General features: G+C 61.5%; 23 protein-coding genes and 1 tRNA gene. 17 read left to right on the top strand and 7 right to left on the bottom strand.

Translation table 11 applies throughout. The annotated features are described in order from the left end of the window. Nucleotides 1–47: 47 nt before the first annotated feature. Genes KYK83_RS13735 through aroA form a run of 3 tightly spaced genes read right to left on the bottom strand, consistent with a single transcriptional unit; the run spans nucleotide 48 to nucleotide 2,280 of the window. A complete protein-coding gene (locus KYK83_RS13735; protein WP_222828655.1) occupies nucleotides 48–674 on the bottom strand; it encodes a (d)CMP kinase in 627 nt (208 codons plus the stop codon). After that, a complete protein-coding gene (locus tag KYK83_RS13730) occupies nucleotides 671–928 on the bottom strand; it encodes a CBU_0592 family membrane protein (protein ID WP_222828654.1) in 258 nt (85 codons plus the stop codon). Before KYK83_RS13730 ends, KYK83_RS13735 begins: the two co-directional genes overlap by 4 nt. Continuing rightward, nucleotides 925–2,280, bottom strand: coding sequence for a 3-phosphoshikimate 1-carboxyvinyltransferase (aroA, locus tag KYK83_RS13725; protein ID WP_222828652.1), 1,356 nt, complete (start codon nucleotides 2,278–2,280; stop codon nucleotides 925–927). The genes KYK83_RS13730 and aroA overlap by 4 nt, the downstream gene beginning before the upstream one ends. 116 nt (nucleotides 2,281–2,396) lie before the next feature. Between aroA and KYK83_RS13720 the strand changes: the two genes are divergently transcribed. The 5 genes from KYK83_RS13720 to rimM all read left to right on the top strand — a co-directional run bounded on the left by KYK83_RS13720 (nucleotide 2,397) and on the right by rimM (nucleotide 5,612). Next, on the top strand, nucleotides 2,397–2,741 hold the full coding sequence (locus KYK83_RS13720; RefSeq protein ID WP_103023625.1) for a TIGR02300 family protein: 345 nt from the start codon (nucleotides 2,397–2,399) through the stop codon (nucleotides 2,739–2,741). A gap of 90 nt (nucleotides 2,742–2,831) precedes the next feature. After that, nucleotides 2,832–2,907 (top strand) — tRNA-Ala (locus KYK83_RS13715). A gap of 204 nt (nucleotides 2,908–3,111) precedes the next feature. Beyond that, entirely contained in the window at nucleotides 3,112–4,596 is a 1,485-nt protein-coding gene (ffh, locus tag KYK83_RS13710) for a signal recognition particle protein (RefSeq protein ID WP_221598251.1), read from the top strand. A gap of 33 nt (nucleotides 4,597–4,629) precedes the next feature. Next, on the top strand, nucleotides 4,630–5,118 hold the full coding sequence (gene rpsP / locus KYK83_RS13705) for a 30S ribosomal protein S16 (protein ID WP_103023627.1): 489 nt from the start codon (nucleotides 4,630–4,632) through the stop codon (nucleotides 5,116–5,118). An 8-nt stretch (nucleotides 5,119–5,126) separates the two neighbouring features. After that, nucleotides 5,127–5,612 carry a ribosome maturation factor RimM gene (rimM, locus tag KYK83_RS13700; protein ID WP_222828650.1) on the top strand — a complete coding sequence of 162 codons (486 nt, stop codon included), beginning with the start codon at nucleotides 5,127–5,129 and terminating at the stop codon, nucleotides 5,610–5,612. On the opposite strand, the gene KYK83_RS13695 is transcribed toward rimM, so the two are convergent. Beyond that, entirely contained in the window at nucleotides 5,609–6,529 is a 921-nt protein-coding gene (locus KYK83_RS13695; protein WP_222828743.1) for an NAD(P)/FAD-dependent oxidoreductase, read from the bottom strand. The genes rimM and KYK83_RS13695 overlap by 4 nt on opposite strands. Before the next feature lie 55 nt (nucleotides 6,530–6,584). On the opposite strand from KYK83_RS13695, the gene trmD reads away from it, so the two are divergent. The 5 genes from trmD (at nucleotide 6,585) to KYK83_RS13670 (ending at nucleotide 11,877) form a co-directional block, all read left to right on the top strand. After that, nucleotides 6,585–7,310: a tRNA (guanosine(37)-N1)-methyltransferase TrmD gene (gene trmD, locus KYK83_RS13690; protein ID WP_222828648.1), complete on the top strand. Its 726-nt coding sequence runs from the start codon at nucleotides 6,585–6,587 to the stop codon at nucleotides 7,308–7,310. A gap of 12 nt (nucleotides 7,311–7,322) precedes the next feature. After that, on the top strand, nucleotides 7,323–7,691 hold the full coding sequence (rplS, locus tag KYK83_RS13685; protein ID WP_103023630.1) for a 50S ribosomal protein L19: 369 nt from the start codon (nucleotides 7,323–7,325) through the stop codon (nucleotides 7,689–7,691). 169 nt (nucleotides 7,692–7,860) lie between these two features. Continuing rightward, nucleotides 7,861–10,176, top strand: coding sequence for a S9 family peptidase (locus tag KYK83_RS13680; RefSeq protein WP_222828646.1), 2,316 nt, complete (start codon nucleotides 7,861–7,863; stop codon nucleotides 10,174–10,176). A gap of 124 nt (nucleotides 10,177–10,300) precedes the next feature. Further along, the gene (locus tag KYK83_RS13675; RefSeq protein WP_222828645.1) at nucleotides 10,301–11,326 is read left to right on the top strand and encodes an aspartate-semialdehyde dehydrogenase; all 1,026 of its coding nucleotides are present in this window, start codon (nucleotides 10,301–10,303) and stop codon (nucleotides 11,324–11,326) included. Further along, the gene (locus KYK83_RS13670; RefSeq protein ID WP_222828643.1) at nucleotides 11,308–11,877 is read left to right on the top strand and encodes a hypothetical protein; all 570 of its coding nucleotides are present in this window, start codon (nucleotides 11,308–11,310) and stop codon (nucleotides 11,875–11,877) included. Before KYK83_RS13675 ends, KYK83_RS13670 begins: the two co-directional genes overlap by 19 nt. Here the strand turns inward: KYK83_RS13670 and KYK83_RS13665 are convergent, their stop codons facing one another. The 3 genes from KYK83_RS13665 to KYK83_RS13655 are packed head-to-tail and all read right to left on the bottom strand — an operon-like array spanning nucleotide 11,878 to nucleotide 14,995. Beyond that, a complete protein-coding gene (locus KYK83_RS13665; protein ID WP_222828642.1) occupies nucleotides 11,878–13,467 on the bottom strand; it encodes a DHA2 family efflux MFS transporter permease subunit in 1,590 nt (529 codons plus the stop codon). A gap of 3 nt (nucleotides 13,468–13,470) precedes the next feature. Continuing rightward, nucleotides 13,471–14,556: an HlyD family secretion protein gene (locus KYK83_RS13660; RefSeq protein ID WP_222828641.1), complete on the bottom strand. Its 1,086-nt coding sequence runs from the start codon at nucleotides 14,554–14,556 to the stop codon at nucleotides 13,471–13,473. Beyond that, nucleotides 14,549–14,995 carry a MarR family winged helix-turn-helix transcriptional regulator gene (locus KYK83_RS13655; protein WP_103023636.1) on the bottom strand — a complete coding sequence of 149 codons (447 nt, stop codon included), beginning with the start codon at nucleotides 14,993–14,995 and terminating at the stop codon, nucleotides 14,549–14,551. Before KYK83_RS13655 ends, KYK83_RS13660 begins: the two co-directional genes overlap by 8 nt. A gap of 92 nt (nucleotides 14,996–15,087) precedes the next feature. Between KYK83_RS13655 and KYK83_RS13650 the strand changes: the two genes are divergently transcribed. From KYK83_RS13650 to rimK, 7 genes are all read left to right on the top strand, one after another. Further along, nucleotides 15,088–15,735 (top strand): 2-hydroxychromene-2-carboxylate isomerase, encoded by a 648-nt coding sequence (locus tag KYK83_RS13650; protein ID WP_222828640.1) that lies wholly within the window; start codon nucleotides 15,088–15,090, stop codon nucleotides 15,733–15,735. Next, a complete protein-coding gene (locus KYK83_RS13645; RefSeq protein WP_222828639.1) occupies nucleotides 15,732–16,181 on the top strand; it encodes a GFA family protein in 450 nt (149 codons plus the stop codon). The genes KYK83_RS13650 and KYK83_RS13645 overlap by 4 nt, the downstream gene beginning before the upstream one ends. Further along, nucleotides 16,178–16,933 carry an alpha/beta fold hydrolase gene (locus tag KYK83_RS13640; protein ID WP_222828637.1) on the top strand — a complete coding sequence of 252 codons (756 nt, stop codon included), beginning with the start codon at nucleotides 16,178–16,180 and terminating at the stop codon, nucleotides 16,931–16,933. The genes KYK83_RS13645 and KYK83_RS13640 overlap by 4 nt, the downstream gene beginning before the upstream one ends. Nucleotides 16,934–17,000: 67 nt before the next feature. Then, the gene (locus KYK83_RS13635; RefSeq protein WP_222828635.1) at nucleotides 17,001–18,848 is read left to right on the top strand and encodes a M2 family metallopeptidase; all 1,848 of its coding nucleotides are present in this window, start codon (nucleotides 17,001–17,003) and stop codon (nucleotides 18,846–18,848) included. A gap of 11 nt (nucleotides 18,849–18,859) precedes the next feature. After that, entirely contained in the window at nucleotides 18,860–19,855 is a 996-nt protein-coding gene (locus KYK83_RS13630) for a YncE family protein (RefSeq protein WP_222828633.1), read from the top strand. Beyond that, nucleotides 19,852–20,316 (top strand): ATP-dependent zinc protease family protein, encoded by a 465-nt coding sequence (locus KYK83_RS13625; protein WP_103023641.1) that lies wholly within the window; start codon nucleotides 19,852–19,854, stop codon nucleotides 20,314–20,316. Before KYK83_RS13630 ends, KYK83_RS13625 begins: the two co-directional genes overlap by 4 nt. Beyond that, on the top strand, nucleotides 20,313–21,218 hold the full coding sequence (gene rimK / locus KYK83_RS13620) for a 30S ribosomal protein S6--L-glutamate ligase (RefSeq protein ID WP_103023642.1): 906 nt from the start codon (nucleotides 20,313–20,315) through the stop codon (nucleotides 21,216–21,218). The genes KYK83_RS13625 and rimK overlap by 4 nt, the downstream gene beginning before the upstream one ends. The last annotated feature ends 6 nt before the right edge of the window (nucleotides 21,219–21,224 follow it).

Genomic DNA, 21,224 nt, shown 5'->3' with positions numbered 1-21,224 from the left:
GGAGGTAAGAGGCAGGCGTGCCACCGTAATGGGTGTGTAGGAAAGCGCTAGTTTGCGACCGTCGCCTGCTTCACCGCCTCTATCGCTGCCGAAATTGCTTCGTCCCTGTCGAGGGCGCTGGTGTCGATCACCATCGCATCCTCGGCCGGAACCAGCGGAGCGACTGCCCGGCTGCGATCGCGTTCGTCACGCCGGCGGAGATCGTCCTGAATTTCCAGCAACGTAACGCCGGCGCCCCGTTCCCGCATTTCGAGGAAGCGGCGCTGCGCGCGGGCTTCCACGCTGGCGGTTACGAATAATTTCGCTTCCGCTTCCGGTGCGATGACCGTGCCGATATCGCGCCCGTCGAGGACAGCGCCGCCAGCCTGTTCGGCGAACTTGCGCTGGCGGTCGAACAGGGCCTGGCGCACCGGCGGATGGACCGAGACGCGGCTTGCCAGCCCACCGGTTTCTTCGTCGCGCAGCTGCGGGTCGTTCAGCAGCGTATCGGGAAAAGCGCAGCCCGCCAGGGCGTCCCCGCCGTTGTCGGGATCGCCCCCGTCGAGGAAAACCTGTCTGCCGACCGCACGGTAAAGAAGGCCGGTATCGAGATGGGGCAGACCGAAATGCGCGGCGAGTGCCTTGGCAATCGTGCCCTTGCCGGAAGCGGTCGGCCCGTCGACGGCGATAATCATGCCTGCGTCCTGCGGTAGCGGAGCGCCTTGGCAAGACCCCAGATCGCAATCGCGGCCCAGAAACCTTCGAGAACAAGGCTGGGCCAGTTCGTATGGATTAGCAGTGAAACGGTCAAAAGGGCCGCGCCCGCAAGATTGGTACCGTGAAGAATATAGGGATTTGGGTCTTCCTTCCACGTGAGATAGCCATAGGCGCCGATAATGCAGGCCATGCCCACAAAGCCCACCGCAGTATAGATGTCGATATCGATCATGAGGACGCAGCGTCCAGCAGCGCTGTGAAATTAGGAAAGCTGGTGGCGATTGGTTCCACATCGTCGATTTCGACACCGTCACTGCTGACGAGACCGGCAATTGCCATGCTCATGGCGATGCGGTGATCAAGATGTGTTTCAACCTTCGCATTCGCGGTCCCGCGAAGAGGCAAGCCGCCGCTGCCTTCGATCACGAGGCCGTCGTCGCGTTCTTCCACGTTCACGCCGGATGCCGAGAGCGCGGCAGCCATGGCCGAAAGGCGGTCGCTTTCCTTGACACGCAATTCGTCGAGCCCGCTGGTGACGGTCGTGCCGCTCGCCATGGCGGCTGCGACGAACAGGATCGGGAACTCATCGATCATGCTGGGCGCGACGGCGGGATCGACGTCGATCCCCTTGAGGGCGGCGTGGCGCACGCGAAGATCGGCGACCGGTTCGCCGCCGACGTCGCGTTCGTCCAGCTTCTCTATGGTTGCGCCCATCTGTTCGAGGACCGTGAATATGCCGCTTCGTGTCGGGTTGAGACCGACATTCTCGACCACCAGATCGCTGCCTGGTACGACGCTGGCGGCAACGGCGAAGAAGGCTGCCGAAGACGGGTCCCCGGGGACGGTGATGTCGCAAGGGTGAAGATCGGCGGGGCCGTGGATGCGGACCACTCGATTGCCGTCCACCTCCTCGACGGTCAGTTCTGCACCGAACCCGCGCAACATGCGTTCGGTGTGATCGCGCGTCGGGACCGGTTCGATCACTGTCGTGGTACCCGGCGTGTTGAGGCCGGCTAGGAGAACCGCGCTCTTTACCTGAGCGCTGGCGACCGGCAGTTCGTAGGTGATGGGCACGGCCGGTTCCATCCCTTCCATCATCAGGGGGAGTGTGCCGCCGGGCGAAGCCGTAAAACTGGCCCCCATGGTCGACAGCGGGTCGATAACCCTGCCCATAGGCCGTTTCGAAAGACTAGCGTCGCCGGTGAAAGCTGCGGTGATGCCGTGGCTTGCCACCAAGCCCATCAGAAGCCGGGTCGATGTGCCGGAATTGCCCATTTCCAGCGCCTGTTCCGGCTGCAGCAGTCCCCCGACGCCAACCCCGTCGACGACCCAATCGTCACCATCACGGTTGATCGTTGCGCCCATTGCGCGCAGGGCCGCGGCGGTGGCAAGAACGTCTTCGCCCTCGAGCAGCCCGGAAATGCGGCTGCGCCCGATGGCCAGCGCTCCGAACATCAAGGAGCGGTGACTGATCGACTTGTCGCCGGGCACACGGATGCGTCCGGTCAAGGGGGCTGAGGGCAGAAAGCGATGAGCGGTCACGAATGGGTATCCATATGAAGGCGGCGCTTTGACAGCGCACATGCGTTCTGGCAAGGCGCGCGCGCTGTTGATTCCTGCCCGGCAGGTACCCATCAATACAATTACGAATTCATGGCCCTGCGGCGCAATGCCGGGGGCGGCAAAGCCAAGGATTACACATGGTCAAACCTGAATGGGGCACCAAGCGGACCTGCCCGAACTGTGGCACCCGCTTCTACGATCTGAACAAGGAAGATCCCGTCACCTGCATCGAATGCGGTGAAGAATGGACGCCGGAACCGGTGCTCAAGTCCAAGCAGCCGATTCTGGCCGAAGAAGAAGCCAAGAAGAAGAAGGACGCCGAAGCAGATAGCGATCTGGGCGGCGATGACGACGACGATCTGGATATCGATATCGACGAGGACGACGATTCTCCCGATAACGAAGTCGATCTCGGCGGCGACGACGATCTCGGCGTCGAGACGAAGTCGAAGGGTGACGACGACGACGTCGACGAGAGCTGATTTTTCTCTTGCGTTGCGCGGGGCGGCCTCATAAAGGGCTGCCTCCGCAAGGCTGGCGCGCCTCCCAGGGTGCGCCGTATGAAATGGCTCGGGGCCTTAGCTCAGCTGGGAGAGCGCTACAATGGCATTGTAGAGGTCAGCGGTTCGATCCCGCTAGGCTCCACCATTTCCGGATTTTCCGCCAGTCGGCAGATCCGTGTTCGAGTTTGATGGTAGCTTGCCGTGGCAACGGCGCCGGCTTGCTTCCACCACACCCGGGCAATAGTTTGGGTTTCATCGGGGAATTCCCCACGCTGGCCGACGAGTTCTCGTCCGCCGGCGTTTTTCGCGTTTATTCGATCCGGCAACGGTTCGATGAGGAGTAACAGGCATGTTCGACAATCTGTCCGACCGCCTAGGTAATGTCTTCGATCGCCTGAAAGGGCGCGGAGCGCTGTCGGAAAACGACGTGCGCGAAGCGATGCGCGAGATTCGCATCGCCCTGCTCGAAGCCGATGTCGCATTGCCGGTTGTTCGGCGCTTCATCGATGCGGTGACCGAAAAGGCGATCGGTTCTGAAGTCCTGAAGTCGGTTACGCCCGGTCAGCAGGTCGTCAAGATCGTCGACGACGAACTCACTGCCATGCTTGGCGGGGGCGAAGACGCCGACCCCAAGGACCGCGAACTGAATTTCGCTGCCAAGCCCCCGGTCGTCATCATGATGGTGGGCCTCCAAGGCTCGGGTAAGACGACGACGACGGCCAAGCTCGGCAAGCTGATCAAGGCCAAGCACGGCAAGAAGGCGCTGATGGCGTCGCTCGACGTGAACCGTCCTGCCGCGCAGGAACAGCTCAAGGTGCTGGGCGAGCAGGTTGACGTGGCCACGCTGCCGATCATCGAAGGTCAGCAGCCGGTCGACATCGCTCGCCGCGCAATGGAAAGTGCCAAGCTGCAGTCGGCCGACGTGCTGCTGCTCGATACTGCGGGCCGTCTGCATGTCGACGAAGCGCTGATGGCCGAGATGAAGGCCATTGCCAGCGTCTCTACGCCGACCGAAGTTCTGCTGGTCGTCGACAGCCTTACCGGCCAGGACGCCGTCAACGTTGCTCAGAGCTTCACCGGCGAAGTGCCGCTGACCGGCGTGGTGCTGACCCGGATGGACGGCGATGCGCGCGGCGGTGCGGCGCTGTCGATGCGTTACGTAACCGGCAAGCCGATCAAGTTTGCAGGTACGGGCGAGAAACTCGACGCGATCGAGGCGTTCGACCCCAAGCGCGTGGCGAGCCGCATCCTCGGCATGGGCGATGTCGTATCGCTGGTCGAGCGGGCTGCCGAAACCATCAAGCAGGACGAGGCCGAAGCGCTCGCAAAGAAGATGGCGCAGGGCAAGTTCGACCTGGAGGACCTGCGCATGCAGCTTCGTCAGATGCAGAACATGGGCGGCCTCGGCATGCTGGCCGGCATGTTGCCGGGCATGAAGAAGGCCAAGGCGGCAATGGCGGCGTCCAATATGGACGACCGGGTATTGCTGCACATGGATGCGATCATCGGATCGATGACGCCGAAGGAAAGAAAGCGCCCCGAATTGCTGAATGCCAAACGCAAGAAGCGTGTGGCGGCAGGTTCCGGAACGCAGGTGCAGGACGTCAACAAGGTGCTGAAGATGCACCAGGAGATGTCGCGCGCAATGAAGCAGATCAAGAAGATGGGCGGTCTCAAGGGCCTCGGCGCGCTGTTCGGCGGCGGGGGCATGGGGGCAGCGATGCCCGGACTCGGCGGTCCGGGCGGCATGCCCGGTATGGGTGGTGCAAAGGGTCCCGGTGTGGATCCCAGCACGCTTCCGCCGGACTTGCAGGACCTTCTCAAAAAGAAATAATTTCAGACGTTTATATTCGAAAGGTAATATCAAATGGCAGTTGCAATCCGTCTTTCGCGTGGTGGTGCCAAGAAGCGCCCCTACTATCGTATCGTGGTTTCGGACTCGCGTTCGGCACGTGACGGCAAGTATCTCGAGCAGATCGGCACCTACAACCCGATGCTGCCGAAGGATTCGGGCGAGCGCGTGAAGCTCAACGAAGACCGTGCCCGTCACTGGCTGTCGGTCGGTGCACAGCCTTCGGACCGCGTCCATCGTTTCCTCGATGCCGCCGGTATCCTGGAGCGCGCAGCGCGCAACAACCCCAAGAAGGGTGAACCGGGCGAAGCCGCCAAGGAACGCGCCGAAGAAAAGGCCGCCAAGATCGCTGAAGCCGAAGAAGCCAAGAAGGCTGCCGAGGAAGAAGCCAAGACCGCTGCCGAAGCTCCGGCTGAAGAAGCTGCTGCTGAAGAAGCTCCCGCCGAGGAAGCTGCAGCAGAAGAAGCACCGGCTGACGAAGCCGCTGAAAACAAGGGCGAGTAATCGCACCCATGTCGGACAAGCCCGTCACGCTCGCAGCCGTAACCGGCGCGCATGGTGTGGCGGGCGAAGTCCGTCTGAAGCTGTTCGGCGAGGGCGTGGACGCGCTCAAACCGCACAAGCGCTTCAACGAGGGCGCGCTGAACCTCGTAAAAATTCGCAGCGACAACAAGGGCGGTGCCATTGCGCGCTTTGCCGAGGTCATGGATCGGACTTCGGCCGAGCAGCTGCGTGGCACTGCCCTGTCTGTTTCCCGGGAGGTCTTGCCGGACCTTGAGGAAGACGAATTCTATTTTTCGGATTTGATCGATCTCGCGGTGGTCACGGAATCAGGCGAGCCCGTCGGCCGCGTGTGTGCGGTCGAGAATTACGGCGCAACGGACATCATCGAGATCGAGAAGGCCGATGGCGCAAAGTTCATGGTGCCGCTGACCAAGCAGGCCGTCCCCGGGTGGGACGATGCCCGTCTCACGCTCAACGCCGATTTCGTGGATTAACGCCTGATCGGCTTCTGATCGGCCAAATGATTGCGTATCGTGGTGGCCGCGACGCCGGCCTGACCCATGGCGTGGCTGATCTGGTCGAGACCCAGCACGACATCGCCGGCTGCGAACAGGCCGGGGACGCTGGTTTCCATGTGATCGCCGACGAGAATGCAATCCCCTTCGCTGACATCTGCGCCGCAGGATCGGGCTAGACCCGAGCGAACGACCGAACCGAGTGCCGGATAGACGGAATCGAATTCCAGCCATCCTTGGGCGGTTTCGACTGCCAGCTTGTCGCCCCTGATTTCAAAGGCACCGCAAGGCCCTGCCACCCGCACGATGCCGGCATCCTCCAGCGCGTTAGAACAGGCATCCGAGAGGTCGTGATCGCCATGCGGCGAGATCAGCGTAAGATCGGTAGTGTAGCCGCGCAGAAACTGTGCCTCGGCCGTGCCATGATCGCTAGTGCCGATCACACCGACGCGCCTGTCGGTAACCTCGTAGCCATCGCAGACCGGGCAATAGCGTAGGAGCCCCCTTGCCAGTGCTTCCCGATGAAGTTGATCGTCGATCCCCTGCGGCCGGTTGTTTACCACGCCTGTGGCCAGCAGCACCGTGCGGGCTCTGTACTCTTCATCATCGCAGGAAACGATGAAGCAGTCGGTGTCTTTCGCCAGATCGGTAACGCGTTTGGGTTCACGCAAAGCCCCATGCTTTGCCGCCTGTTCGCGCATTCGGTCGAGCAGGTCTTCACCATGGATACCGTCTGGAAAACCCGCATGGTTGTGGCTGGTCGGTATCCAGCTCGCACGACTGGTGCCGCAATCGAACATGCGGATGGCAAGGTGGAAGCGTGCCAGATAGATCGCGGCGGTGAGCCCGGCAGGCCCGGCCCCCACGATAATGCAGTCATCGATTTGGTCGGTCATCGGCAAGTAAACGCCGGGATGGCAAAGCTGTGCCCGGCGGGCTATCGGGCGCAGCATGACATTTGCGGCCACCATTCTCACCCTCTATCCCGAGATGTTTCCTGGCCCCCTGGGTATCAGCCTGGCCGGTCGGGCTCTGGAACGCGGAGACTGGTCCTGCGAAACGGTGCAGATCCGCGACTTTGCGAAAGACAGGCACAGGACGGTCGATGATACGCCGGCCGGGGGCGGGGCAGGGATGGTATTGAAGCCCGATGTTATCGGCGCTGCTCTTGCCAGCGTGGGCGAAGGCAGGCCTGTCCTCGCCATGACGCCGCGCGGCAAGCCGATCAGTCAGGCGCGCATCCGCGAGATCGCGGAGGGCCCCGGCGTCGCTGTACTGTGCGGCAGGTTCGAAGGCTTCGACGAGCGGATTTTCGACGCTTTCCCGCAGGTCGAAGAGGTCAGCCTGGCCGATATCGTCCTCTCGGGCGGAGAACCGGCCGCGCTCGCCATACTCGACGCTTGCATTCGCTTGCTCCCCGGCGTAATGGGCGCGCCCGATAGCGGAGTCGAAGAGAGCTACGAAAACGGCCTCATCGAATACCCGCAATATACCCGACCTCAGGAATGGGAAGGGCGCACGATCCCTGAAGTGCTGCGATCGGGGGATCATGCGAAGATCGCTGCTTGGCGCAAGGCAAGGAGCGAAGACGATACACGGTTACGCAGGCCGGACCTTTGGGAGCGTTATAGTGACGCTCGGGACCGATCTGCCTCTGGCGCGCGGCGAAAAGACTAAGGATATGGTTCGATGAACCTCATTCAGCAGCTCGAGGCCGAAGCCGTCGAGAACCTGGGAAAAGACATTCCGGCATTCCGTGCCGGTGACACCGTTCGCGTTGGCGTGAAGGTTATCGAAGGCACGCGCGAACGCGTCCAGATGTTCGAAGGCGTCGTGATCGCCCGTTCGAACCGCTCGATCAACAGCAATTTCACTGTCCGCAAGATGAGCTTCGGTGAAGGCGTGGAACGTGTGTTCCCGCTCTATTCGCCGATCGTCGACAGCATCACCGTCGTTCGTCGCGGTATCGTGCGTCGCGCCAAGCTGTACTATCTGCGTGGCCGTACCGGTAAGCGCGCTCGTATCGCCGAGCGTCGCGACAACGCCCCGAAGGCGTAAGCAGACACGAGTTTCTCCACGCGAGAGATCGAAGGGCGGCCTCCCGATCGGGAAGCCGCCCTTTTTCGTGCGTTCAGCCTGCCGACTTACCGGAGATCCGGAACAATAGGGTATGGGTTTGCGGGCCGCTTGCGCTTGCGCGCGCGCTTGTCCATCAAGCATCGCATTGATGGAGGAAAAGAAATTGCGTCATCTGACCCTCGCAGCCGCACTGTCTTTGAGCACGTGTCTGTCTGCGCCCCTTGCTGCCCAATCGACGGAGACCGCGCCCATGGAGCTGACTTTCGAACGTGTCTTCGCCTCGCCAAGCCTCGATGGGCCGACGCCGCGGGCGGTCAAGCTTTCGCCGGACGGGCGCTACCTGACGGTGCTGCGCAACCGCGAAGATGACCGCGAGCGCTACGATCTGTGGGCTTTCGATCGCGAAGCGGGACAGTGGGCCATGCTGGTCGACAGCAAGGCGCTGGGCAGCGGACGGGAGCTGTCCGAAGACGAGAAGATGCAGCGCGAGCGCGCACGCGTCGGCAATCTGAAGGGCATTATCGATTATCAATGGACCGAAGATGGTACGGGCGTGCTGGTCCCGCTCGACGGTGACCTCTATCTTGCGCGCCTGGGCGGTGATGTGGTGCGGCTGACGGATACCGAGGAAAGTGAACTCAATCCGGCGCTCAGTAGCAAGGGGCGTTACGTCTCCTTCGTGCGGGATCGCCAGCTCTGGGTTGGCGAGGTAGGCGCCGATGCGCAGCCGATCACCCCGAAAGAGGGCGAGGCGATCCGCTGGGGTGAGGCCGAGTTCGTCGCTCAGGAAGAAATGAGTCGCCACACCGGATATTGGTGGAGCCCGGATGACCGACGGGTCGCCGTTGAACGGTTCGACGAAAGCATGGTCGGCATTGTTACGCGCGCCGCCATCGGGGCCACCGGGACAAAGGTGTTCGATCAGCGTTACCCGGTCGCAGGCAGCCAGAATGCCAAGGTCGAGCTCTTTGTCATGAACCCCGATGGGGGCGACCGGGTCGAGGTCGACTTGCGCAGCAACCAGTCACCCGATTATTACAGTGCAGAAGATCCCGACGATTTCTATCTGGCACGGGTAGACTGGGCGCCCGATGGCCGGGCGCTGTACGTGCAGCGCCAGAATAGACAGCAGACATGGATGGATGTGCTGAAGGTGGACCCTTCCACTGGAGCGAGCGAGATCGTGCTGCAGGAAGAAGCATCGCAGGCCCATTCAGGCGAAGGATACTGGATCAACCTGTCCGACAATTACCGCATTCTCGATAACGGGGATCTGATCTGGTGGTCCGAACGCGATGGCTTCGGACATTTGTATCGATACCTCGGTGACGAAGGGTGGCGCGGCTATCAGCGACTGACCAAGGGTAATTTCGTTGTCACCAAACTGGTGGGCGTGAACGAACAGGATGGACACTTGTTCTACCTTGCGACCAGCGAAGACGACCCGCTTGAACAGCATGTCTATTCTCTCGATCTCGATGCGGAAGGCCCAGCGACGGCCCAGCGTCTGACGGAGCCCGGCTTCATGCATACGGCTAAGATGGATGCGAAGGGGCAGACGTTGCTGATCACCCGTTCCAGCGACAATTCCCCGCCGCAGACCTATATTGCCGATGAGCAGGGCAACCGCCTAGCCTGGGTCGAGGAAAATGCGCTCGATTCCGATCATCCCTATGCGCCATATCTCGCCAGCCATAGGCCGGTGGAATACGGCACCATCGAGGCCGATGATGGTACTCCGCTTTACTGGGAAATGGTCACACCGGAACTGGAGCCGGGCAAACGGTATCCGGTCTATTTCTACCATTATGGCGGGCCGGGGCCGCAGGTCGTGAGCAAGGGCTGGGATGGCGCGCTGCGGCAGGCGATCGTCGACAAGGGCTATATCTGGTTCGCGCTCGACAATCGCGGCAGCGCCAATCGCGGCGTCGCTTTCGAACAGCCGATCTATCGTGCGATGGGCGGCGTCGAGGTGCGGGACCAGAAAGCGGGGGCGGAGTATCTCAAGACGCTGGATTTCGTGGACCCGGACAAGATCGCCATCGATGGCTGGTCCTACGGCGGTTACATGACTCTAAAGCAGTTGCAGGCCGACCCGGGCCTCTACGCTGCAGGGATCAGCGGCGCGCCCGTGACCCGCTGGGAACTGTACGACACCCACTACACCGAGCGGTTCATGGGAACGCCGCAGGCGGATGCGCAAGCCTATGAGCTTTCCAGTGCCATCCCGGATGCGACCAAGGTCACCGATCCCCTGCTGATCATTCACGGCATGGCGGATGACAATGTCGTTTTCGAAAATGCGACCGAGGTCATTTCTGCCATGCAGGAAGCGAATGTGCCCTTCGAGATGATGCTTTATCCCGGTTACACGCACCGCGTTTCGGGCGAGAAAATCTCGCCCCATCGGTACAATACGGTTTTCCGGTTTCTCGAGCAGAACGGCGTGACGCCGCCGGATTGACCTGACCACATGCGCTCGGATCGCACCGACCTCGTCTGATCTTTAGGCCCCGCAATCGAATGTGCGCTTGCGGGCATGGAGGTAATCGCTATCTCGACGGCGCACTCATAGTGGAGACGTTGAATTGGGTTATCGTGTTGCCGTAGTCGGCGCGACCGGAAATGTCGGGCGTGAAATGATGATGGTGCTCGCCGAGCGCGAGTTTCCGATCAACGAGATCGCTGCCGTCGCCTCGAGCCGTTCGCACGGGTCGGAAGTCGAATTCGGCGATACCGGCAAGATGCTCAAATGCCAGAACATCGAGCATTTCGACTGGTCTGGCTGGGACATCGCCCTCTTCGCAGCCGGAAGCGGCCCGGCGAAGGACTATGCGCCCAAGGCAGCCGCCGCCGGCTGCATCGTGATCGACAACAGCTCGCTCTACCGGATGGATCCGGACGTTCCGCTGATCGTGCCCGAGGTCAATCCCGAAGCGATCCACGACTATAAGAAGCGTAACATCATCGCCAATCCGAACTGCTCGACCGCGCAGCTGGTCGTGGCGCTGAAGCCTTTGCACGATGCGGCGACGATCAAGCGGGTGATCGTTTCGACGTACCAGTCGGTCTCCGGCGCGGGGAAGGCGGGCATGGATGAACTGTTCCAGCAGAGCCGCGCCATCTTCGTGGGCGATCAGATCGAGCCGGTGAAATTCACCAAGCAGATCGCCTTCAACGTCATTCCGCATATCGATGTCTTCATGGACGATGGTTCGACCAAGGAAGAATGGAAGATGATGGTCGAGACCAAGAAAATCCTCGATCCGAAGATCAAGCTGAACGCGACATGCGTGCGGGTGCCGGTCTTCGTCGGCCATTCCGAAGCGGTGAATATCGAGTTCGAAAACGAGCTCTCCGCCGAGCAGGCGCAGGAAATCCTGCGCGAGGCGCCGGGCATCATGCTGATCGACAAACGAGAGGATGAGGGATACGTTACCCCGGTGGAAAGTGCTGGCGATAGCGCAACTTACGTCAGCCGTGTGCGGGACGATCCGACCGTTGATAACGGCATCACCCTGTGGTGCGTATCGGACAATCTGCGCAAGGGCGCGGCGCTCAATGCCGTGCAGATCGCGGAGCTGCTGGGGCGCGAATGTCTGAAGAAGGGATGATCCGGAAGGGCGCATTGTTCGCCCTGCCGCTGGCGCTTGCAGCCTGCGGTCAGCAAGAGGGCGCGGACGGCGAGCAAACCGCGGATTCCGCGCCTATCGAGGCGTCGCTGGCCGATGCGAAAATCGTGGTCGATGCCAACGGAGTGGGTGCGAAAGGCGACCCGATGCGCTTCGGAACACTGCGAACGGATGTCGATCATACGCTTGAATCGGCGTTCGGCAGTGCGCCGAACACCACCCGAAACGACGAATGCGGCGCCGGACCGATGGAATTCAGCCAGTTCGGGCCGCTCCAGGTCGGCTATCAGGACGACAAGCTGGCGGGCTGGTTCCTGGGCAAGGGGCAAGGGGTGGTGACGTCGGATGGCGTCGCACCCGGTGTCACGAGCTTGGAGAGCCTCAAGCTGGAACGTCAGGTGCAGGAACTCGACACGACGCTCGACGGCGAATTCCAGTACACCAGCGCCGATTACGGCACGATCACAGGCTTTGCCGACCCCGATGGGACCATCACCGGCCTGGCGGCCGGCGTGACCTGTTTCTTGCGCTGATCATTCGCCCGGCGGGGGCATGGGTCCCTTCGCCGGTTTCGGCTTGCGCATGATGAAGGCCAGCGGGACCGCAGCCAGCGTGATCCACATCATCATCCAGAAATCGTCGATATAGGCGACCATTGCTGCCTGCCGGTTCGCTTCGAGATCGAGCATGCTGAGCGCGACTTGGCCGAGGTTCTGATACCGGTCGACCGTGCTGACATCGATCATGCTCGACACGGAGGCACCGGTGACGTTCGAGGCGATGTCGGAGTGGGCGATCTGGATATTGCGCGCCAGCATGACCGTGGTCAGCGAGATGCCGGCCGAGGCGCCGAGCGAGCGAAACAGGTTCAGAAGGCTCGACCCATCCGTCCTCAGACGCGGGGGGAGGGTACCAAACGCGCTGACGTTGAGCGGAATGAAGACCAGCCCCATGCCGAGGCCCTGAACCAGGCCGGAGGCGACGATATGGAACTGATCGACGCCCAGGGACCATTGCGCCATTTCGTACAGAGACAGCGCGCAGATGAGGAAGCCGGTCGCCACGACAGGCCGGGAATCGATCCCACGCCGCATGGCCATACCCGCGAACTGCATGGATATGAGGACCCCGATCCCGCGCGGCATGAGGACAAGGCCCGTGTCGATCACGTCGTAGCCCATCAATTGCTGCAGCATCGGTGGCAGCAGCGCCATGGTGGCAAACATGACCACGCCGATGGCCAGCATGAAGCCCATGGCGATCGCGAAGTTGCGGTCGAGAAACAGCGCACGGTCGAACAGGCCGTCCTTTGCTGTGCCCAGATGGATGACCGCCATCCAGGCAGCGGAGATGAACAGGAAGGTCCAGAGCCAGATTTCGTAGCTGTCATACCAGTCGAGCGTCTGCCCGCGATCCAGCAGCATCTGGAAGCTTGCCAGAGCCACACCGAGCAGGATGAAGCCGGTGAGATCGAACTTGCGCTTCACCGTTTCGCGGGTCGGGAGCTGGGATATCAGGATGGCGAGGCTGAGGATGCCGACAGGCAGGTTGACGTAGAAGACCCAGCGCCAATTCGCCTGTTCCGTCAGCCAGCCACCCAGTACCGGGCCGAGGATGGGGCCGATCATGATCCCCATGCCCCATAGCGCCATCATCTGCGCGTGTTTGCTCGGCTTGTTGGTGTCGAGCATGAAGGCCTGGCTGAGCGGGGCGATGAACGCGCCGGTCACCCCCTGCAAGGCGCGGAACAAGACCATCTCTTCCAGATTCTGCGCCATGCCGCAGAGCATGGATGACATGATGAAGCCCGCAACGGAGAGAATGAACAGCCGCCGCCCGCCCACACGATCGGCCAGCCAGCCGGTGATCGGCAAAGCAACGGCGCTGGCGATGATGTAGCTGGTGAGGACCCAGGTAATCGTTTCCGTCGTCGCGCCCAGCGCGGTGCGCATGTGCGGAATGGCGACGTTGGCGATGGTCGTGTCGAGCACCTGCAGCAGCGATGCCGCCATGATGCCGACGATCAGTATCCCCGGATTGGCTACCGGAAGCTGCGCGACATCGTGCGCCGGGTCCGGCGCCGTCGCGGCGGCGGATCCCGCAGGGGCGGCGCGGCTAGCCATGAATCAGTGCTTCTTGCCGTCGGTGAAGACGGTGACTTCGGTAGAGAGTCCGGCGATGAGCGGGCGAGCGCTCTTTTCGTCGATGGCGATGCGCACGGGCACGCGCTGCGTCACCTTCACCCAGTTGCCAGTGGCATTCTGCGCAGGGATCACCGAGAATTCGTTACCCGTACCGGCACCGATCGATTCCACATGGCCTCGGAGCTTGAGGCCGGGATAGGCATCGAAATGCACTTCTGCGGGCTGGCCAACCTGCATGTCTGCCAGGTCGGTTTCCTTGAAGTTGGCTTCGATATAGCTGGTGCCATCCCCGACAAGCGTGAGGACGGGCAACCCCTGAACGACCTGCTGGCCGAGCTGCAGGCGATCGGCCTGAGCGATACGTCCGGCAGACGGCGCGCGCACTTCGGTCCGGCTGAGAGATAGTTCGGCAACGGCCTTTTCGGCCTGGGCGGCGGCAACCTGCGGGTTTTCCCCCGGAACCGCGCTCCCCGTAGCGAGCTTGGCGCGGGCGGCTTCCTGACGAGCGAGAGCCTGACGCAGAGCTTCCCTGGCTTGATTGACACGGTGCTGCGCCGCATCGTGATCCGCCTTGGTCACGAAACCACGCTTGTAGAGAGCATCGTTCCGTTCGAAATCGGACTGTGCAAAGGCGATGTCCTCGCGCGCGGCGGAAATGTCGGCGCCCGACAGATCGGATGAATTCGACAAGGCGGTGACATTGGCCTGCGCCCCGGCGATGGCGGCGTTGGCCTGTGCGATCTGCAGCTTGTACGGTTCTGGATCGATCCGGAACAGCAGGTCGCCCGCCTTTACCGTGTCGCCTTCGCCCACGAATATCTCGGTGATCTCGCCGCCGACCTGTGCGCTGACGGCGACCTTGTCCTGCTGGATGTAGGCGTTGTCGGTCGTCACCTTGCCCTGCAGAGAGAGCCAGTAGACGCCGCCGGCGATGAGCAGCAGCAGCGGCACGCTGAGCATCAACAGCAAGCGGCGCTTGTTCCGCTTGGGTGCGGGAGCTTCGGTTTCGACCACGGTTTCGGTTTCGTCCACGGGTTCGACCGGGATCTGGGGATCGGCCTCAGACATTTACGACATTCCTGTATTCACGTTCGGCCGACAGATTGGCCGATATTTTGCCAAGCAGTTCCGCGAGCAGATCCTGCTCCCGCGAAGTGAGCCCTTCGGCCATATCTTCGACCAGAGCGTTCACGATGGCGCGCAGGGGTTCGACGATTTCACGGCTCTTGTCGGTAAGGTGCAGCAGGCGAGCGCGCCTGTCGTTCGGATCGGCGACGCGTTCGACCCATCCAGCCTCTTCCATCCGGTCGACGATGCGGGTCAGTGTGATCGGTTCGACTTCGATCCGTTCCGCATAGAAAGCCTGATTATTGTCCGGGAATTTGACGAGGCTGAGCATAAGGCGCGCCTGCACGGCGGTAAGCCCGAGATCGCGCACGCGTTCGTCGAACGTCTTGCGAAGCAGGCGGCCGCTGTCGGACAGAAGATAGCCGATGTTGTTTTCCATGCGCGGCGATATAATAACATAGCTTATTATTGCAAGTTGCAATTAAAGCAAACGGTATGGCAAGCAAGGCAATCGAGGGTTAGGGTTGCAGGATGACGCTGACCGCCGATCTCTATTTCAGCTTCCGGTCCCCTTACAGCTATCTGTCTGTGGGCCGCTATCGCGCGATGAGCGAGAAGTTCAATCTCACTTTAGCTTTAAGGCCGGTCTATCCCCTTGCCATCAGGCAGCCTGACTTCTTCGAGAAGAACCACCCCAACTGGCTGAGCTATACGATCCGCGACATGATGCGGGTGGCGCAGTTCCATGACATTCCTTTCGGAGCGCCGCGGCCCGATCCGATCGTGCAGAACCCCGCAACGCGCGAAATTGCCGCAGAGCAGCCCTACATCCGCCGTGTGACCCGCATGGGCCAAGCGGCAGCGCGGAAAGGCAGGGGCATCGCCTTTGCCCACGAGGCAGGACAATTGATCTGGGGCGGACAGCCGGACTGGCACGAGGGAGACCACCTTGCCCGCGCTCTGGAACGTGCCGGGCTGGATGCGGGGGAAATCGAGGCCGAAGTAAAGGATCAGCCCGAAGCGCTCGACGCGGAAATAGCCGACAATCAGGATGCGCTCGAAAAGTCCGGCCATTGGGGTGTGCCGACACTGGTCTTCGAAGGCGAACCGTTCTTCGGTCAGGATCGTATAGAAATGGCGCAATGGCGAATGGAACAAAGAGGGCTGACGAGGCGATGAGCGACAAGAAGGCAATGACGGGCGGCTGCCAGTGCGGCGCCGTGCGATACACTGCGCAAGTCGATGTGACACAGGCCTATCTGTGCCATTGCCGTATGTGCCAGCGGGCCACGGGCGGCGTATCGATCGCCTTCATCGGTCTGCCCAAATCCGACATGAGCTGGGAGAGCGGGCCAGACTGGTATGAAAGTTCGCCCATTGCCCGCAGGCCGTTTTGCAGCAAGTGCGGCACGCCCCTGGGCTTTGTGTTCAAGGAGGGCGAGAATATGGACATCACCGTTGGCAGTCTGGACGAACCCTATGGGATCGAACCGCACTGGCATTTCGCATCGGAGAAGATTCACGAAGCCTGGATCGACACGTCCGGGTTGAAACGAATGCCCCTGAGCGAGCATGCGGCGCTTAGCCAACGATGGATCGACGCAACCGGAGCAGTGCCCGAATGAATACCGAATATTTCGAAAGTTTCGACGGCACGCGGCTTGCCGTGCATCGTCATGGTAATGGCAGGCCCTTCGTCCTGCTGCACGGCCTGTTTTCCAGCGCGCAGATGAACTGGATCAAGTGGGACCACCATGAAGCGATCGCGGAAAAAGGGTACGAGGTCATCATGCTCGATTTCAGGGTTCACGGTGACAGCGACGCACCGCAGGATCCGGAAAAATATCCCACCAATGTTCTTGTGCGCGATGTAGCGGCACTGGTCGATCATCTGGCGCTGGAGGATTACGACCTCGGCGGATTCTCGCTGGGCGCCCGCACATCGCTCCATGCAACGGCACATGGCGTCTTGCAGCCCGCGCATCTGGTGGTGGGCGGAATGGGCACGGCGGGCCTTGGCGAATGGCATCGGCGCGCGGCAAAGTTTCGCCGGGTCATCGAGAAGTTCGATGAAATCCCCCGCGGCGATCCCGATTATTTTTCGATGCAGTTCCTGAAGTCGCAAGGGGTCGACCGGGTGGCCGCGCGGCTGCTGCTCGACACCATGCTCGATCTGGATCTGGCGCTGCTCGCCAATGTCACCATGCCCACGCTGGTCGTGTGCGGCGACGAGGACCGCGAAAACGGTTCGGCCGAAGAGCTTGCCGGGCTGCTTGCCAACGCCGAATATGTCGAAGTACCGGGCACCCACATGGGCAGCGTGACCAAGGCCGAGCTGGGCGAAGCGATCGCGGAATGGCTGGCCAAGACCGCTTGATTAAGCGTGGCGGCAGGTGCAATCCGGTAGCCGATGTAACTTGTATCTCCCCAAGAGGATCGACACGATGAAATTGCTTTGTACCTCGCTCGCCGCCCTGGCCATCGCTTCGGCCGCTCCTGCTGCGGCCCAGAATGCTGCACCCGCGGCTGCAACTGCCGATGCCGCCTACCCGATGACGCCGCAGGGCGCGGCCGACTGGGTGGCCATGGTCGAGAGCGAGATGGGTGATTTCGGCGTCGAATACGCGCGGGTGTCGTGGGTGAATTCCACCTATATCACCCCCGACACTGATGCGCTGGCCGCAAAATACGGCGCACAGGCGACCGAAATGTCGGTCCGCTATGCCAATGAAGCGGCCAAATACGCACAGGTACAGGGCCTCGACGCCGACGTGGCGCGCAAGCTCGACATCCTGCGCAACGGCATCGTGATGCCGGCCCCCGTCCGCGACGGTGCTGCGACCGAACTCAACGAGATCGCCACCAGCCTCAACAGCCAGTACGGCAAGGGCAAGGGCACGCTGGACGGGCAGGAAATCAGCGGCAGCGATATCGAAGCCGAAATGGGCAACCTCGACCGTACGCCCGAAGAATATGCCGAAATGTGGACCAGCTGGCACGACAATGTCGGTGCGCCGATGCGCGACGATTACCTGCGCATGACGGCGATCGCCAACGAAGGAGCCAAGGAACTGGGCTTTGCCGATCTGGGCGCGATGTGGCGTTCCAACTACGACATGGACCCCGACCAGTTCGCCGCCGAAACCGAGCGCATGTGGCAGGAAGTGAAGCCGCTCTACATGGCGCTGCACACCTATGTCCGCAGCAAGCTCAACGAGAAATACGGCGACGCTGTGCAGCCCGCGACCGGTCCGATCCGCGCCGATCTGCTCGGGAATATGTGGGCGCAGGAATGGGGTAATATCTATCCGCTCGTCGCCCCGGCGGGCGCGGGCGATATCGGTTACGATCTGACCGAACTGATCGAGCAGAAGGGTCTGGACGAAATCCAGATGGTCCGCACGGGCGAACAGTTCTTCTCCTCGCTCGGCTTTGCGCCGCTGCCGGGCACGTTCTGGGAACGCAGCCAGTTCGTGAAGCCCCGCGACCGCGAAGTGGTGTGCCACGCCAGCGCGTGGGACGTCGACAATGTAGACGATCTGCGCATCAAGATGTGCATCAAGAAGAACGCCGACGATTTCGTGACCATCCATCACGAGCTCGGCCACAACTACTACCAGCGCGCCTACAACAAGCAGGATTATCTGTACCTCAACGGCGCGAACGACGGCTTCCACGAAGCCATCGGCGACATGGTCGCCCTGTCAATCACGCCCGAATATCTGGTGCAGATCGATATGCTCCAGCCGAACCAGGTGCCGGGCACCGACAAGGACATCGGCCTGCTGCTGCGCCAGGCGATGGACAAAGTTGCCTTCCTGCCGTTCGGCCTGATGGTCGACCGGTATCGCTGGGGCCTGTTCGACGGATCGATCCCCGCCGGCGAGCTCAACAAGGGCTGGAACGACCTGCGGCTCGAATATCAGGGTATCGTCCCGCCGGTCGAACGCGACGAGACGAAATTCGATGCCGGCGCGAAATATCACGTGCCGGGCAATGTGCCCTACACCCGCTATTTCCTCGCGCGGATCCTGCAGTTCCAGTCCTTCAAGGCTGCCTGCGATCAGGCCGGATGGGATGGGCCGCTGCATCGCTGCTCGTTCTACGGCAACGAGGAAGTGGGCAAGAACCTCAACGCCATGCTCGAAATGGGTGCCAGCAAGCCGTGGCCCGATGCGCTCGAAGCCTTCACTGGCGAGCGTCAGATGAGCGGCGAAGCGATGGTCGAATACTTCGCTCCGCTCAAGGCGTGGCTGGACGAACAGAACGCGGGCAAGACCGAAGGGTGGTAAGCCGCTTAGCCTTGTCGCTGACCCTCCCGCTCGCGGTCGCCTGTGCGCCCGTGGCGGGAGGCGGCGATGCCGTGTCGTCGCCAGCTCCCGATGCCGAAGGCGCGCTGTTCGTTGCGGGCAAGTTCGGCAACACGCTGTCCAAAGTCGATCTGGCAAGCGGCGAGGCGGTGAAGACCGTCGACAGCTGTGCCAATCCGCACGAGCTGGCAACCTCGCCCGGCGAGAAGCATGTCGCACTTGCCTGTTACGGCGGGCAGACAGTGGATATCTTCAGCACGGCCGACCTTTCGCGCGTGGCAAGCATCGATCTGGGCGAGAACGCGCGCCCCCACGGGATTGTGTGGCACGCCAATGGCGATCTTTATGCAACGGCAGAAGGCCGCAAATCGGTATTCTGGATCCGCGATCCGCTGGGCGAAGCGGAAACATTCGAATTCGGTTCGGGTCAGGAGGGCACGCACATGCTCGCCGTCGCGCCCGATGGATTGCACGCGTGGACCACAAATCTGGGCTCTCGCACGGTCAGCCTCATCGATCTGAAGACTCGCCGTGCACCGCAGTCGGTCGAGGTGGGCGAGGAACCGGAAGGGATCTGGCTGTCCGATGACGGCGATACGCTGTGGGTCTCGGCTCGCGGGTCAAACGCCGCGTTTAAACTCGATCCGCGAACTCTCGAAGTGCGCCAGCGAATCGAAACCGGCAATTTTCCCTTGCGAATTACCGTGCGACCGCAGGGTGATTACGCGGTGACGTCCAACCTGTCCGATGGCGGATTGAGCGTTATCGACACAGCCACCGGAAAGGTCGTGCGCAATATAAAGGTATCGGGGCCCGATCAGGCGGAGGCGAAGACCCAGGTGACGATCCTGTTTTCACCGAACGGAGAGCGCATCTATGTGGCTGAGACCATGGCCAACACCATAGCCGAAGTCGATTTTGCCAGCGGACGGGTGCTTCGCCGCCTACCGGGAACAGGCGGGGGCGATGGGCTGGCGATCATAGAATGAGCATGAAGCGCAAGGAACTGCCGATCGTCGGTTGGCGGGAACTGATTCATTTGCCCGAGCTGGGGTTGCACAGTGTTCCAGCGAAAATCGATACGGGAGCGCGTACGTCCTCTCTCCATGGCACCGTACTTGAGGAGTTCGAGCGTGATGGCGAGAAATACGTGCGTTTCGCGGTCGATTTCTCGCGGCAGCATGTGCGCCAGGTATGTGAAGCCGTGCATGTCGACATTCGCGGAATCACCAGTTCGAATGGTGAGACCCAGAGCCGCTACGTGATCAAGACACCGCTCAAGATCGGGGACGTGGAATTCCGCGCCGAGATCAGTCTGGCCGACCGTAGCGATATGCGGTTTCCCATGCTGATCGGGCGTTCGTCTCTGCGTCGTCGGTTTGTCGTGGACAGCGGCTATTCCTGGCTGCAGACGCCGGAAATGAAGGTCAAGAAAGGCCACAAACCATGAAAATCGCCATGCTGGCGCGCAACCCGAACCTCTATTCGCACCAGCGACTTAAAGAGGCAGCGGAAGAGCGTGGGCACCATTTCGACATTCTGAATACGACGCGCTGCACTGTCCATATCGCAAGCCACCGGCCCGAGGTGTATTATAACGGCGAGCCCTGTGTCGGTTATGATGCGGTCATTCCGCGCATCGGCGCATCGATCACCAATTATGGCCTAGCCATATTGCGGCAGTTCGAAATGCGTGGATGCTGGCCCTTGAACGAAAGCGTCGCCATCGGCCGCAGCCGCGACAAGCTCCGCAGTATGCAGATACTCGCAAAGCACGGCCTGGGTCTGCCGCTGACTGCCTATGCGAACGATCCCAAGCAGGCGGAAGAAATCATCAAGGCGGTCAAAGGACCACCCGTCGTGATCAAGCTGCTGGAAGGGACGCAGGGCATCGGCGTGGTGCTTGCCGAAACCATGAGCAGCGCAAAGTCAGTTATCGAAGCGTTTCGCGGAGCCAATGTGAACATCCTCGTTCAGGAATTCATCAAGGAAGCGGGCGGCACGGATATTCGCGCGCTGGTCGTTGGCGGCAAGGTCGTCGCCGCAATGAAGCGGACCGGTGCCCCTGACGATTTCCGATCGAACCTGCATCGCGGCGGCAGTGCGCAGCTGATAAAGATCACCCCTGAAGAACGCAGCACCGCCGTGCGTGCAGCCAAGCGTATGGGACTGAACGTTTGCGGCGTGGATATGCTGCGATCCAATCATGGCCCGGTGATCATGGAAGTGAACAGTTCGCCGGGGCTGGAAGGCATCGAGAATGCGACCGGCAAGGATATTGCCGGCATGATCATCGATTTCGTTGCGAAAAGTGCCCGGGACGGCAAGACCATGACCAAGGGGAAGGGGTAGGACGCG

Origin of the sequence: Qipengyuania pacifica (genome assembly GCF_019857205.1) — a bacterium.
Classification (GTDB): domain Bacteria; phylum Pseudomonadota; class Alphaproteobacteria; order Sphingomonadales; family Sphingomonadaceae; genus Qipengyuania; species Qipengyuania pacifica.
This window is presented reverse-complemented; position numbering and strand designations above follow the sequence as displayed.

Excerpts from the sequence above, each read along its gene's own strand:
- KYK83_RS13735 (WP_222828655.1), bottom strand. The coding sequence starts at position 674 with ATGATTATCGCCGTCGACGGGCCGACCGCTTCCGGCAAGGGCACGATT.
- KYK83_RS13730 (WP_222828654.1), bottom strand. The coding sequence starts at position 928 with ATGATCGATATCGACATCTATACTGCGGTGGGCTTTGTGGGCATGGCC.
- aroA (WP_222828652.1), bottom strand. The coding sequence starts at position 2,280 with ATGTGCGCTGTCAAAGCGCCGCCTTCATATGGATACCCATTCGTGACC.
- KYK83_RS13720 (WP_103023625.1), top strand. The coding sequence starts at position 2,397 with ATGGTCAAACCTGAATGGGGCACCAAGCGGACCTGCCCGAACTGTGGC.
- ffh (WP_221598251.1), top strand. The coding sequence starts at position 3,112 with ATGTTCGACAATCTGTCCGACCGCCTAGGTAATGTCTTCGATCGCCTG.
- rpsP (WP_103023627.1), top strand. The coding sequence starts at position 4,630 with ATGGCAGTTGCAATCCGTCTTTCGCGTGGTGGTGCCAAGAAGCGCCCC.
- rimM (WP_222828650.1), top strand. The coding sequence starts at position 5,127 with ATGTCGGACAAGCCCGTCACGCTCGCAGCCGTAACCGGCGCGCATGGT.
- KYK83_RS13695 (WP_222828743.1), bottom strand. The coding sequence starts at position 6,529 with ATGACCGACCAAATCGATGACTGCATTATCGTGGGGGCCGGGCCTGCC.
- trmD (WP_222828648.1), top strand. The coding sequence starts at position 6,585 with ATGACATTTGCGGCCACCATTCTCACCCTCTATCCCGAGATGTTTCCT.
- rplS (WP_103023630.1), top strand. The coding sequence starts at position 7,323 with ATGAACCTCATTCAGCAGCTCGAGGCCGAAGCCGTCGAGAACCTGGGA.
- KYK83_RS13680 (WP_222828646.1), top strand. The coding sequence starts at position 7,861 with ATGGAGGAAAAGAAATTGCGTCATCTGACCCTCGCAGCCGCACTGTCT.
- KYK83_RS13670 (WP_222828643.1), top strand. The coding sequence starts at position 11,308 with ATGTCTGAAGAAGGGATGATCCGGAAGGGCGCATTGTTCGCCCTGCCG.
- KYK83_RS13665 (WP_222828642.1), bottom strand. The coding sequence starts at position 13,467 with ATGGCTAGCCGCGCCGCCCCTGCGGGATCCGCCGCCGCGACGGCGCCG.
- KYK83_RS13660 (WP_222828641.1), bottom strand. The coding sequence starts at position 14,556 with ATGTCTGAGGCCGATCCCCAGATCCCGGTCGAACCCGTGGACGAAACC.
- KYK83_RS13655 (WP_103023636.1), bottom strand. The coding sequence starts at position 14,995 with ATGGAAAACAACATCGGCTATCTTCTGTCCGACAGCGGCCGCCTGCTT.
- KYK83_RS13650 (WP_222828640.1), top strand. The coding sequence starts at position 15,088 with ATGACGCTGACCGCCGATCTCTATTTCAGCTTCCGGTCCCCTTACAGC.
- KYK83_RS13645 (WP_222828639.1), top strand. The coding sequence starts at position 15,732 with ATGAGCGACAAGAAGGCAATGACGGGCGGCTGCCAGTGCGGCGCCGTG.
- KYK83_RS13640 (WP_222828637.1), top strand. The coding sequence starts at position 16,178 with ATGAATACCGAATATTTCGAAAGTTTCGACGGCACGCGGCTTGCCGTG.
- KYK83_RS13635 (WP_222828635.1), top strand. The coding sequence starts at position 17,001 with ATGAAATTGCTTTGTACCTCGCTCGCCGCCCTGGCCATCGCTTCGGCC.
- KYK83_RS13625 (WP_103023641.1), top strand. The coding sequence starts at position 19,852 with ATGAGCATGAAGCGCAAGGAACTGCCGATCGTCGGTTGGCGGGAACTG.
- rimK (WP_103023642.1), top strand. The coding sequence starts at position 20,313 with ATGAAAATCGCCATGCTGGCGCGCAACCCGAACCTCTATTCGCACCAG.